This window comes from Hoyosella altamirensis, from assembly GCF_014191505.1.
GTDB lineage: Bacteria > Actinomycetota > Actinomycetes > Mycobacteriales > Mycobacteriaceae > Hoyosella > Hoyosella altamirensis.
In genome coordinates this window covers 494,140-506,228 of record NZ_JACHWS010000002.1, presented here as the reverse complement: position 1 = coordinate 506,228, position 12,089 = coordinate 494,140, and the positions used below count along the sequence as shown (strand labels likewise).

Sequence of the window (12,089 nt, the reverse complement as noted above, 5' to 3'; positions counted from 1 at the left end):
ATGGACGAGAGTTCAGCAGCGGCCACCCCTGGAGAAGAAGTTCACGGGGGCATCGTCGAGCTCGTGGTCAGCCGTCTTCAAGGGCTGCAAGAGGAAGAGGGCATGTCGACCGTCGAGTACGCGATCGGGACGATTGCGGCGGCGGCGTTCGCGGCAATCCTGTATACGGTGGTGACGGGGAATTCCGTGGTGGGCGCGATGACAGGGTTGATCGAGCGAGCGTTGAGCACTCCAGTGTAGGTTTCGCCGATGATTCGGGTTCGGTGACCGTTGAGGCGGCGCTTGTCACTGTTGCGCTGATGCTGACAATGTGGCTGTGCCTTGGCGGTGTGTTTGCCGGGCTCGCGTACGTGCGTTGTGTTGATGCGGCGCGCGAAGCGGCGCTCGGGGTTGCGCGCGGGGATACGGCGGCGGTGGACCGTGCCCGTAGGGCCGCTCCTCGCGGCGCAGCGATCGAGATCGTTGGTGACCGCGGGAGCGTGGTGACGGCTCGTGTCGTCGCGCGTTCCCCGGTGCTGCCCTTGCTGACGTTGCGCGCCGAGTCGGTGACCGTGATCGAAGGCGGTGGCAGTGGGCGATGACGACGGGGTAGCAACGGTGCTCGGGGCTGTCCTAATGCTGGTTGTCGTGCTCGCCGCGGTGGCTGTGGTCCATTACGCGCTGATCGTGGGGGCGCGTCATCGTGCCCAGTCCGCGGCTGATGTGTCGGCTGTTGCCGCCGCGGAGTCGCTGGCATGGCTGCACGGTGAACCGTGCGAGGTAGCGCGCGAGGTAGCGAAGCTGAATCGGTCGGAGATTCGCGGCTGTGTTGTAGCGGGTCCCGATGTGGTGGTGCGTGTCAGTGTTGGGCTGCCAGTGGTGTTGCCGGGATATCGCGATGTCAGCGCGTCGGCCCGTGCTGGTCCAGCAAAGGTGCGGGCCCGCTGGCCAGACCAGGATCTGCTGGGAGGTCGGTGAGCACTGTGCGCAGCACGCGGACAGCGCCTGCCTTATCGAGCGGGTCGTTGCCGTTGCCACATTTGGGCGACTGTACGCACGCGGGGCAGCCCTCTGAACAGGAACAGCGCTCAATCACGTCGACTGTGGCGGTAAGCCACTGACGGATCGCACTGTGTCCGCGCTCGGCGATGCCGGCGCCACCGGGATGCCCATCGTAAATGAAGATCGTGGGGAGTCCTGTGTCTGCGTGAAGTGCAGTCGAAACGCCGCCAATGTCACCGCGATCCGCGGTCGCGACCAGCGGGAGCAGTCCGATTGCCGCGTGTTCCGCGGCGTGGAGTGAGCCGGGCATTTCCGGTTCGCTGACCATTTCGGCGTCCAGGCGCTCCGGACTGATGGTCCACATGACGGCAACGGTGTGGAGCGTGCTTGGCGGCATGTCGAGCTCTACGGTATCGAGGATTTCGCCAGAGGGGAGTCGACGCAGGTAACTCACTACTTGGCTGGTCACCTCCACGTCAGCGAGCCCCAGCGTGATGTCACCGTATGCGGCGCGTGTGCGGATACCGGTGATCCGGATGTCGCTCACCGAGCGAGAGGTGGTCGACCAGCCGGGATCGTCTCTCCGTACTAGCGCCAGCCCTTCCTCGAGTTCCAGTTCTTCGACAACGTAGGTGTCCCCCTGGTGAAGGTGCACGGCACCAGGGTGAACGGTTGACGGTGCGCGGCCCGCGTCAACTGTCCCCAGCAACTCGCCCGTGGTGCTCTCGGCGATCGCTATCTGCCCCGCGGTTCCGCCGCGGATGCTGACCTCCTCGTGAGGGTTCAGCCCCGGCGCGATGAACCAGCCGTGGGGCCGACGGCGGAGCAATCCTTCGGACACGAGCTGGCCGAGAGTAGCCGAGACATCAGCACGGCCTGCTTCCTCGTCGCTGAGCGGATGCTCGGACGCTGCGCATAGGAGGTGCGGCCGCTGCACGTAGGGGTTGTCCGGGTTGGTGACCGTCGCTTCGACGGGCTTCCCCAGCAGCGATCCAGGGTTGTGGATCAGGTAGGAGTCGAGGGGGTCGTCGCGCGCAACCAGAATGACCACTGCGCCTTGTCCCCGTCGTCCCGCTCGTCCGGCCTGCTGCCAGAAGGAGGCTCGAGTCCCAGGAAAACCAGCGATCACGACGGCATCGAGCCCGGCAATATCGACACCCAACTCGAGAGCGTTCGTTGTCGTGACCCCGAGTAGGGCCCCTTCAGCGAGTTCGGACTCGATTCGGCGACGATCCTCGGCAAGATATCCCGCGCGGTAGGCGGTCACTCGGTTCGCGAGATCGGTACCGGATTCCTCGAGGATTCTGCGCACTGTCACCGCAGCGAACTCCGCGCCTGCACGCGAGCGGACGAACGTCAGAGTGCGTGCTCCTTCTCGGACTAGCGCCGCAGTGAGCCCGGCAGCTTCGGTCGTCGCGGACCGGCGGGTCCGTTCGGGCTTATCGTCGCTGTCGGGAAGATAACCAGGCTCCCACAGAGCTACCGTGCGTGATCCATGGGGCGACCCGTCTTCAGTGACTTCTACGCAATGCGCGCCAACGAGGCGTGTGGCGGCAGCACCAGGGTTAGCGCTCGTCGCGCTGGCGAGAATAAATGTCGGTGTTGCGCCGTACCTTTTGGCAATGCGGCGCAGCCGGCGAATCACCCAGGCCACACCCGATCCGAAGACGCCCCGGTAGTGGTGGCATTCATCGATGACGACGTATTTCAGGCCGCGGAAAAAGCGGGACCACCGTTCGTGGCCCGGCAGAATCCCGATGTGCAGCATGTCCGGATTTGTGCAGACCCAGCGCGCGTGATTCCGGATCCAGGGGCGTATGTCGGTCGGGGTGTCGCCGTCGTAAAGATAGGGGTGCGCGGTGCTTAGGCCTGCCACCGCGTTCGTCAGCCGTGATGCGTTCTTGAGCTGGTCGGCGCCGAGCGCCTTGGTGGGTGAGAGATACAAAGCAGTAGCCGAAGGCGACTCGGCCAGTGCCGTCAGTATGGGCAGCTGATATGCCAGGGATTTGCCCGACGCGGTGCCGGTCGCGACGACGACGTTGGTGCCTCGGTGAGCGAGATCGGCGGCCCGGATCTGGTGACTAAACGGCTGCTCCACACCACTGGAAACCAGCTCGTCACGTAGCGGTTCGTAAACCCATTCCGGCCACGCCACATACTCGGCGGAGCGCGCGGGGATCACTGTTGTGAAAGCTGGCGACCCGCCGATCGCCGAAACATTGAGTGGCTGAAGCGCCTCGATCAGCTCTTCACCGTAATCCCGCGTCGGGGGACAAGGAGGGGTACCGCTCACGCGAGCCACGGTAGCGGTGTCTCTGTGGAAGGGCGAACTGCTGCTGATAGCCAACGTGGGCGGGTTTGCCTGGGGCTTTCCGTTCGCGCGCCGTCCCCGGAAAAATGTGGGACGGTGCCGTAATGAACATTTTCACTAATAATCCTGTCTCTAGGAGCTTTTCGCGTGTCGCGTCCCGAGTTGGCGCGACCGTCGTCCTGACGGCGGGGCTGGTGGCCGTAGGCGCTGGAGCGGCGACATCGAATCCCACCGATGTTCGTTACGTGTCCTTGGGTGACAGCTTTACGTCTGGCCCGAGCTACGACCCGTTTGGGGGATGCCCGCAACTTCCCTACGCATGGCCCAAACAGTTCGCTGCACAGTGGGGACTCGGGGGTGACTGGTTTGATGCGGCATGCTCCGGCGCGGTTGTGGATGGGAGAGGGACGAACACATTCGGGGAACAACTCGGCACGGCGCGCGCTGCGCTCGGGCCGCGAACCGAGCTGGTGACGATCCAATTCGGTGGCAACGAAACTTACGGGGCCGCGGGACGCAGTGCCGCGTGGTCTATGGGCCTCTGCATCATTGATTTCGTGAATGGATGCAACGACCCGGCTGACCCCGCGGCTGTCCGGGCAGACGCAGTGACCGGGGCGGAAATGGCGCGCCGACTCACATCGGGTGATAGCGGGGATCTGATCGGAGAGATCCGCAGGGCCGCGCCGAATGCGAGGATCGCGCTGGTCGGTTACCCGACCATCTTGCCGCCGGATTCGTCCGTGTGTGCGCCCGTTAACGGGGTTGAAGACCCCAGTTTTCAGCCGCGCGCAGCGTACGCTCACGATGTTTTGCAGCGCATAGAGGGGGCGCAACGGGAGGCTGCTGGCAGACTTGGACTCGAATTCTGGTCTCTGAAGAACGCCACGGCCGGCCGGGACATGTGCAAGCCGATTGGCCAGCGCTGGATCACGCGAGTCGGTGATTTCCACGAGGAACTGCTTCCGTTCCACCCCACAAGGGAGGGTCATGCCGCTCAGGCATCGGCGCTCACCTCCATGCGGACGGGCTAGCAGCCACTGGGGTGTTGAGCCGCAAGTTCCGCTCGCGGCGTCCCCTTTACCGCTACGGTGTCGTGAAGTAGACAAGCCGGGTGCTGGAAGGTGGCGCCCAACGCGACGAGTTAGGTCTTATGCGATGAAGATATCCGGGCCAGCGGGGCGGTGTTTGGGTGTCGTCTTTGCTGCATTTCTTGGCTTGTTCGGCACGGCGGGGCTGGTGGCGTGCGGAAATGAGGACGCAGCCGAGACTGTATCGACGGAGTCACCGGAACCGACTCCTATCGAAACGGATGATTGGCTCGCGCGGTTCTGTGCGCCTTTTATTTCCCTTGACGACTCATTCCAGCACTTCGACGTATTAGTCGCTGAGCCCCCCGGTGAGCCCGCAGAGGCGCACGAGGCCTATCTTGATCTGTTCTCGCATATGCACGCAGTGCTGGAGGGCTCGTCAGCTAGCTTCGGCGAACTGGGCGACCCGCCTGTGTCGGACATGCAGCCAGGTTTCAGTCAGGCGATGTCCGACGCGACTCAGCGCGCAGCGGACGACGTGGCGGAACTCCAGGCCAGGTTGGACGGGATCGAGCCAGATGACCCGGTGGCGATGGCAGAGTTCATGTCGGACATGGAGGAGGCCCCTAACCCCATTGCGACCGCGTTCGACGACCTAGAGGAGTTCGAATCCGCGGAACTCGATGCGGCTATCGGTGGTGTCCCCGAATGCGCGGTGCTGACGACGGAACAGTAGGCTACCGGCCTATTCGGCGGTGGAGTCTGAGGTAGGACATACTGACTGCGGGAACCACAGGGCGGGGCACATCGTTGTGCTGGCGGGGCGCATGGCATTCCCCGCATATGTCAGTCTGATGGGAATGTCTGCTTGGCAGGCTTCGTGAACGAGGTGTGAGGAAGGTGCGGTCTTCAAGTGGCAGCACGCGGTAGTGGCACGGCGAACGGTTCGGCACGCGCGGGGGATTCGCGGGTGGTCCGGCGTCTCGTCATCGTCGAATCACCGACGAAGGCGAAGAAGATCGCCTCGTACCTCGGATCTGGTTACGTGGTCGAATCATCTCGCGGGCACATCCGCGATTTGCCGAAGGGCGCGGCTGACGTGCCCGCCAAGTACAAGGGCGAAGCGTGGGCACGTCTCGGTGTGAACGTCGACGAGGACTTCGAGCCTCTCTACGTCGTCAGTGCCGACAAGAAGGCAACCGTGTCGGAACTCAAGGGGCTCCTGAAGGATGTTGACGAGCTCTACCTCGCCACAGACGGTGACCGCGAAGGCGAAGCCATCGCGTGGCATCTATTGGAGACGCTGAAGCCGAAAATCCCGGTTCGCCGGATGGTGTTCCACGAGATTACGGAACCTGCTATCCGGGCTGCCGCAGAAAACCCGCGTGACCTCGACTCCGATCTGGTCGACGCGCAGGAAACACGACGGATAGTCGACCGGCTGTACGGCTATGAAGTCAGTCCCGTGCTCTGGAAAAAAGTGATGCCCAAGCTGTCAGCGGGCCGCGTGCAGTCGGTCGCGACACGCATCATCGTGCAGCGTGAGCGTGAGCGAATGGAGTTCACGGCGGCGGAGTACTGGGACATCGCAGCGACACTGGATGCTGGCTCCGGGGTGACACCGCAGACGTTCGGCGCGAAGCTCATGTCTGTTGGTGGGGAGCGCGTCGCGACAGGACGCGATTTCGGGCCTAACGGCGTATTGAAGTCCAACAGCGCGGTCCGTGTGCTTGATGAGGCCCACGCTGGGCGGCTTGCTGAAGCGCTGCAGGGGCAGGCGCTGGCAGTGACGTCGGCCGAGGAAAAGCCCTACACCCGCAGGCCTTACGCGCCGTTCATGACGTCGACGCTGCAGCAGGAGGCAGGGCGCAAGTTGCGGTTCTCCGCAGACAGAACGATGCGCATCGCGCAGCGCCTGTACGAGAACGGCTACATCACGTACATGCGTACGGACTCGACCACGCTGTCGAGTTCCGCGATTGAGGCCGCGCGGAACCAGGCGCGGGAGTTGTACGGGCCGGAGTACGTCGCGCCGTCACCCCGCCAGTACACGCGCAAGGTCAAGAACGCGCAGGAGGCGCACGAAGCTATCCGGCCTGCGGGGGAAACTTTCCAAACGCCTGGGCAGCTTCACCGGGTGCTTGAAGCCGACGAGTTTCGCCTCTACGAGCTCATCTGGCAACGCACCGTCGCGTCCCAAATGGCAGATGCCAAAGGCACGACGCTGAGCTTGCGTATCACCGGCACCGCGGCAACCGGTGAAGAGTGCGTCCTCAGTTCATCTGGCCGGACGATCACATTCCCAGGTTTCCTCAGTGCGTACGTCGAGACGGTCGACGAAGAAGCAGGTGGACAGGCTGACGATGAGGAACGCCGCCTGCCGCGCCTGACGGAAGGCCACGCCGTCACCGCGAGCGAGTTGCGGCCAGACGGACACTCAACGTCGCCGCCGTCGCGATACACCGAAGCGTCGCTAGTGAAAAAGCTCGAAGATGAGGGCATTGGGCGGCCATCAACGTACGCGTCGATCATCAAGACAATCCAGGACCGCGGCTACGTCTACAAGAAGGGCAACGCGCTCGTCCCCTCCTGGGTAGCGTTCGCGGTTGTGGGTCTGCTTGAGCGGCATTTTGGCCGTCTTGTGGACTACAACTTCACCGCGTCGATGGAAGACGATCTCGACGCCATCGCTGAGGGCAGGGAGCGCCGGTCCGACTGGCTCGCCGCGTTCTACTTCGGTAGCGACGATCGTGCTGAAGGGACTCTTGCCAAGCTCGGTGGGCTCAAGCGTCTTGTTGGCGTCAACCTCGAAGGCATCGATGCTCGGGAGATCAACTCGATCAAGTTGTTCGATGATTCCGACGGACGGCCGGTTAACGTCCGGGTAGGCCGTTTCGGCCCCTATCTGGAGCGGACGATTGGCGAGGGAGATGCCGCGGAGTCGCAGCGCGCAAACCTTCCAGAAGATCTCCCGCCTGATGAGCTGACGAGGGAGATCGCGGAGAAGCTCTTCTCTACACCGCAGGAAGGCCGTGTCCTCGGCGTTGACCCCGATACCGGGCATGAAGTGGTCGCGAAGGAGGGCCGGTTCGGTCCGTACGTCACGGAGATCATTCCCGACGATGAGAAAAACGGCGACGCGAAAAAGGCCAAGCCGCGCACTGGGTCGCTGCTGAAGTCGATGGACATTTCCACGGTGACGCTCGAAGACGCGCTCAAACTGCTGGCGCTGCCTCGTGTTGTGGGCAAGGACCCCGAAAGCGGTGACGAGATCACCGCGCAGAATGGCCGCTACGGTCCGTATCTGAAGAAGGGCAGCGATTCGCGGTCGCTTGCGACCGAGGATCAGATTTTCACTGTGACGCTCGACGAGGCGCTGAAAATTTACGCCGAACCGAAGCGCCGCGGGCGGCAGGCTGCTGCGACCGAGCCGCTCCGGGAAGTGGGGGATGATCCAGCTACCGGCAAACCGATGGTCATCAAGGATGGCAGGTTTGGCCCGTACGTCACAGACGGTGAAACCAACGCTAGCCTCCGTAAAGGCGATGAGGTCGCGACGCTGACTGTGGAGCGCGGAGCAGAACTATTGGCTGACCGCCGCGCCCGCGGGCCAGTGAAACGCACTGCGAAGAAGACAGCGGCCAAGAAGACAACCGCGAAGAAGACGCCGGCGAAGAAGAGTGCTGCCAAGAAGACGGCGAAGAAATCGTCTAGCTAGCGTTCCGCACTAGATGCCCGCCTGTAAGGAATTGGCCCGGAAGTAGTCCCGCGCCAATTCCCGTCAGGCGGGCATTCTGTATACGAGGTCAGGCGATTGACTGACTCGCATCGGACACGAGTTGTCGTGCCTCCGCTGCATCCGCTGCGGTGAGGGCCAATTTGGCGAGTTCGCTGCACTGTGCCTGCGAGTGTGCAGCCAGTGTGACGCGAACTGCTGGGATGCTGCTCGGCGCCATCGACAGGCTGGTCACACCGAGGCCGACGAGAACGAGTGCGAGCAGCGGGTCGCTCGCAGCCTCACCGCATACGCCTACGGGCTTGCCCGTGTCCTTCCCGGCCTGCGCGGTGAGGTGGACTAGTTCAAGTAGCGCAGGCTGCCACGGGTCGAGGAGTTCCGCGAGTTCACCCTGCATACGATCCGCCGCCATCGTGTACTGCCCCAGATCGTTGGTGCCGATACTGGCGAAGTCGCAGCCCTCCAGCACCTGGTGAGCCCGCAGGGCCGCCGCAGGAACCTCGACCATCGTGCCCGCTGTACGCAGGCCGTGCTCATGTGCGGCCGCAGCGAACTCGGCGGCCTCACGCGGCGTCGCGACCATCGGTGCCATCACCCAGACGTCAGCATCACTTTTCGAAGCCGCCGCAGCGATCGCGGCGAGTTGGTCGGTGAGCATCTCTGGATGCCGCTTGGTCAGACGCAGCCCACGAACACCGAGGGCGGGGTTCTCCTCGTGACCGTGGTCAACGAACTTCAGAGGCTTGTCGGCACCCGCGTCTAGCGTGCGGACGACGACTTTCCGTCCGGAGAATGCGTCAAAGACTTTCGCGTAGCTTTCGGTCTGCTCAGCGACAGTCGGAGCTGTCACCTTGCTCAGGTAGAGGAACTCGGTGCGGAGCAGCCCCACCCCTTCGCTGTCAGCTGCCGCTGCCGCGTCCAGTTCGTGCGGCGCTCCAAGGTTGACGAGCAGCTTCACAGGAACGCCATCCGCTGTCTTGCCTGGTCCTGAGCTTTTTGCGAGCGCTCGCGCTAGTTGTTCGGCGTGAGCCTTCGCCCCCTCGATTTCTGCGGATGACGGCTCGATCCGGATTTTGCCCGAGGCGCCGTCAAGCAGCACGGTTGTGCCGTCGAGGAGGGCGGTAGCGTCCGAGCAAGCCACAATCGCAGGGATGCCCAGGGACTTGGCCAGGATGGCCGTGTGGCTCGTCGGTCCACCAAGTTCGGTGATAATGCCGAGTACCTGCTTGGTGTCCAGCATCGCTGTGTCAGCCGGGGCGAGGTCTGACGCGACCAGAATGAAGGGGTGACCCGGATTGGGGATACCAGGCATCGGAAGCCCGAGAAGTTCGGCAACCGTGCGGTTGTTCAGGTCGTCGAGATCCGCAGCACGTTCTGCAAGGTAACCCCCCGCGGCTTCGAGTGCGGCCCGGAATACTCCGAACGCCCCCGTCACCGCGTGGGGGAGGGACTTACCTTGCTCGAGCTGCGCCTTGATCTGAATGGCCAGCGAGGGGTCACGGGGCATCATCGACTGGGCGAACAGTACGTCCGACGCCGGCCCGCTGGTGGCGGCGGCTCGAGCACCCAATTCGTCTGCCACGGCGTTCAGTGCGCGTTGCGCGTTTTCAATCGCGGCAGCGATGTCGGCTTCTGGCCCGCTGTCCGCTGGGAGACCCGGAGGAGGGGCAAGGCGTGCGATCGGTGCGACCGCGATGCCTGTGCTTACGGGTGTTCCTGCAATCGTGTTGCCCATGGGAGTGACTCCTGCGCTGATGAATTCTGGGTGGGGCTGTTCTATTTGCCTGAGTCGTGGTTTTCGGCGACAACTGCTGCGACCGCCTCAAGTGCGGCATCCGCTCCGTCACCCTCTGCACGGAGAACGACTTCGTCTCCACCGCGGGCATCGAGTCCGATGACCATGAGGATGCTTCGGGCGTCAACGAAGTCGCCGTCCTTCTTGGCGATCGATACGGGAACTGTCTGGCTCGCAGCGGACTGGACCAGCAGGGCTGCGGGACGGGCGTGGAGTCCGACGGTGGATCCGACGACTACGGAACGTTCTGGCATGGCTTTTCCTTCGAGATTGATACTGATGAGAGTGATTGGGGTGGTGGTGCGGCTCAAGCAGCGACAGGCGTCGGTTGTGGCACGGTGGCGGTGCGAGTGAGCTGCTTCAAGCCGATGACGACGGCGCAGGTAACGAGGCTTCCGACAATGATTGCGATGAGGTATCCGAGCGGGTTGCCGATGAGACCGATAACCCAGATGCCGCCGTGCGGTGCACGGAGAGTTGATCCGAATGCCATCGACAGGGCCCCGGCGGTTGCTCCGCCCGCGATGGTCGAGGCGATGACACGGAATGGATCAGCCGCCGCGAAGGGGATAGCGCCTTCGGTGATGAATGAGGCGCCGAGCACCCAAGCAGCCTTGCCGGCTTGCCGCTCAGCATCGCTGAACAGCTTCTTACGTACGACGGTGGCGAGCGCGAGTCCGAGAGGAGGAACCATACCAGCGGCCATGACGGCGGCCATCACGGTCAGGTTGTCAGAGACAAGAGCGCCGGTGCCGAACAAATACGCGACCTTGTTCACAGGGCCGCCGAGGTCGAAGCCCATCATCGCGCCGAGAAGTGCGCCGAGCGCGAGCGCGTTGGCTCCGGTTAGTCCTTGCAGCCAGTCGGTGAGGCCGGTCTGGACGGCGGCGATCGGGCCGCCGATGACGACCAGCATCAGGAAACCGATCGCGAAGACGGAGAGCAGGGGGATCACGAGGATCGGCATCAAGCTGTCGAGTCCGCGTGGAGCCTTGATTTTCTTAAGCCACATGACGATCGCGCCGGCGAGGAGACCGGCGACGAGGCCACCGAGGAAGCCCGCACCGATGGCGACTGCCAAGAGGCCGCCGACGATACCAGCGGCGAGGCCCACACGATCTGCCATCGCATAGGCGATGTAGCCAGCGAGAACTGCGACCAGCATGGAGAACGCTGTTGCGCCGATCTTGAACATGACACCAGCGATTCCGGCTTCAGCGAGGATCGCCGAAAGGTCGGTGATTCCGGCGTACTCGACACCTTCGTACACGCCGCCGTCGACGATAGCGGCGATCTGCGCGCCGCCGATCATGAACGCGAGGGCGATCAGAATGCCGCCAGCTGCCACGAACGGAATCATGTAGGAGACACCGGTCATCAGCCACTGCCGCAGCTGCGTGCCGAAACCGGGGGCCTTCTGTGGCGTGGCCGGTGCGGAGACCGCCGCGGGAGCAGCGCCCGCTGCGGGGGCGTTCTCGGCCGCCGCCACCGCTTCGGCGACCATTCCGGCCGCGTCGTTGATTCCGCGCTTCACGCCGCCACGGATGGTGGGTTTGCCCGCGAAGCGCTCCTTCTCCCGCACTTCCACGTCTGCCGCGAAGATGACTGCATCCGCTTCAGCGATTTCTGCGTCAGAAAGGCGTTCGGCGCCTGCGGCACCCTGCGTTTCGACACGCATTTCGTGCCCGGCGGCCTCAGCCGCCTGCTCGAGTGATTCGGCCGCCATGTAGGTGTGCGCGATGCCCGTGGGGCACGACGTCACAGCGACGAGCTTGAGTTTCTTCATCGTCCGAGTACTTCCTTGTTGACGAGGTCTACGACGTCTTGTGGGGTGGATGCTCCGCGCAGCGCGGACCGGAACGATTCGCGGACGAGGCGGCGGGCGAGAGAGGCGAGAATTTTCATGTGTTCACTTCCCCCGCCGTCTGGAGCGGCGATGAGGAAGATGAGGTCGGCGGGGCCGTCCGCGGATCCGAAGTCGACACCATTGGTGCTGCGTCCGAACGCAAGTGTCGGCTCGGTGACGTATTCGGATCGAGCGTGCGGGATGCCAATGCCGCCTTCGATTCCGGTTGGCATCTGTGCTTCACGGTCGCGAATCGCGGTCATGAACCCTGACTCGTCAGTGACGCGGCCTTCTGCGGCAAGTCGGGCGACCAGGTTCGCTGTCGCTTCGCCGCGCTCCGAACCCTGCAGGTCCAGGTCGACGAGTGCCGTGGTGATGAGTTCTGACAT

9 protein-coding genes and 1 pseudogene are annotated in these 12,089 nt (G+C 63.6%); 6 read left to right on the top strand and 4 right to left on the bottom strand.

Features of this window, described 5'->3' with window-relative positions:
- From FHU29_RS11120 to FHU29_RS11110, 3 genes are read left to right on the top strand one after another with little or no spacing between them, the layout of a single operon-like run.
- Nucleotides 1-240, top strand: a complete 240-nt coding sequence (locus tag FHU29_RS11120) for a DUF4244 domain-containing protein (RefSeq protein ID WP_183377541.1) — start codon at nt 1-3, stop codon at nt 238-240.
- Nucleotides 241-263: 23 nt separating this feature from the next.
- A complete protein-coding gene (locus FHU29_RS11115) occupies nt 264-581 on the top strand; it encodes a TadE family type IV pilus minor pilin (RefSeq protein WP_064441314.1) in 318 nt (105 codons plus the stop codon).
- Nucleotides 571-957: an Rv3654c family TadE-like protein gene (locus tag FHU29_RS11110; RefSeq protein WP_083962420.1), complete on the top strand. Its 387-nt coding sequence runs from the start codon at nt 571-573 to the stop codon at nt 955-957. Before FHU29_RS11115 ends, FHU29_RS11110 begins: the two co-directional genes overlap by 11 nt.
- Here the strand turns inward: FHU29_RS11110 and FHU29_RS11105 are convergent.
- On the bottom strand, nt 881-3,274 hold the full coding sequence (locus tag FHU29_RS11105; RefSeq protein WP_423785871.1) for a DEAD/DEAH box helicase: 2,394 nt from the start codon (nt 3,272-3,274) through the stop codon (nt 881-883). The genes FHU29_RS11110 and FHU29_RS11105 overlap by 77 nt on opposite strands.
- A 122-nt stretch (nt 3,275-3,396) precedes the next feature.
- On the opposite strand from FHU29_RS11105, the gene FHU29_RS11100 reads away from it, so the two are divergent.
- The 3 genes from FHU29_RS11100 (at nt 3,397) to topA (ending at nt 8,041) form a co-directional block, all read left to right on the top strand.
- Nucleotides 3,397-4,326 (top strand): SGNH/GDSL hydrolase family protein, encoded by a 930-nt coding sequence (locus tag FHU29_RS11100; protein ID WP_183377540.1) that lies wholly within the window; start codon nt 3,397-3,399, stop codon nt 4,324-4,326.
- A gap of 124 nt (nt 4,327-4,450) precedes the next feature.
- On the top strand, nt 4,451-5,059 hold the full coding sequence (locus FHU29_RS11095; protein WP_064441311.1) for a hypothetical protein: 609 nt from the start codon (nt 4,451-4,453) through the stop codon (nt 5,057-5,059).
- A 177-nt stretch (nt 5,060-5,236) separates the two neighbouring features.
- Nucleotides 5,237-8,041, top strand: coding sequence for a type I DNA topoisomerase (gene topA / locus FHU29_RS11090; RefSeq protein WP_064441310.1), 2,805 nt, complete (start codon nt 5,237-5,239; stop codon nt 8,039-8,041).
- A gap of 88 nt (nt 8,042-8,129) precedes the next feature.
- On the opposite strand, the gene ptsP is transcribed toward topA, so the two are convergent.
- From ptsP to FHU29_RS11075, 3 genes and pseudogenes are all read right to left on the bottom strand, one after another.
- On the bottom strand, nt 8,130-9,794 hold the full coding sequence (ptsP, locus tag FHU29_RS11085) for a phosphoenolpyruvate--protein phosphotransferase (RefSeq protein ID WP_064441309.1): 1,665 nt from the start codon (nt 9,792-9,794) through the stop codon (nt 8,130-8,132).
- 41 nt (nt 9,795-9,835) lie between these two features.
- Nucleotides 9,836-10,108: an HPr family phosphocarrier protein gene (locus tag FHU29_RS11080; RefSeq protein WP_064441308.1), complete on the bottom strand. Its 273-nt coding sequence runs from the start codon at nt 10,106-10,108 to the stop codon at nt 9,836-9,838.
- Nucleotides 10,109-10,161: 53 nt separating this feature from the next.
- A pseudogene (locus tag FHU29_RS11075) lies at nt 10,162-12,089 on the bottom strand (PTS fructose transporter subunit IIABC).

Coding starts and splice junctions, on each gene's coding strand:
- FHU29_RS11120 (WP_183377541.1), top strand. CDS start 1: ATGGACGAGAGTTCAGCAGCGGCCACCCCTGGAGAAGAAGTTCACGGG.
- FHU29_RS11100 (WP_183377540.1), top strand. CDS start 3,397: ATGAACATTTTCACTAATAATCCTGTCTCTAGGAGCTTTTCGCGTGTC.
- FHU29_RS11095 (WP_064441311.1), top strand. CDS start 4,451: ATGAAGATATCCGGGCCAGCGGGGCGGTGTTTGGGTGTCGTCTTTGCT.
- ptsP (WP_064441309.1), bottom strand. CDS start 9,794: ATGGGCAACACGATTGCAGGAACACCCGTAAGCACAGGCATCGCGGTC.
- FHU29_RS11080 (WP_064441308.1), bottom strand. CDS start 10,108: ATGCCAGAACGTTCCGTAGTCGTCGGATCCACCGTCGGACTCCACGCC.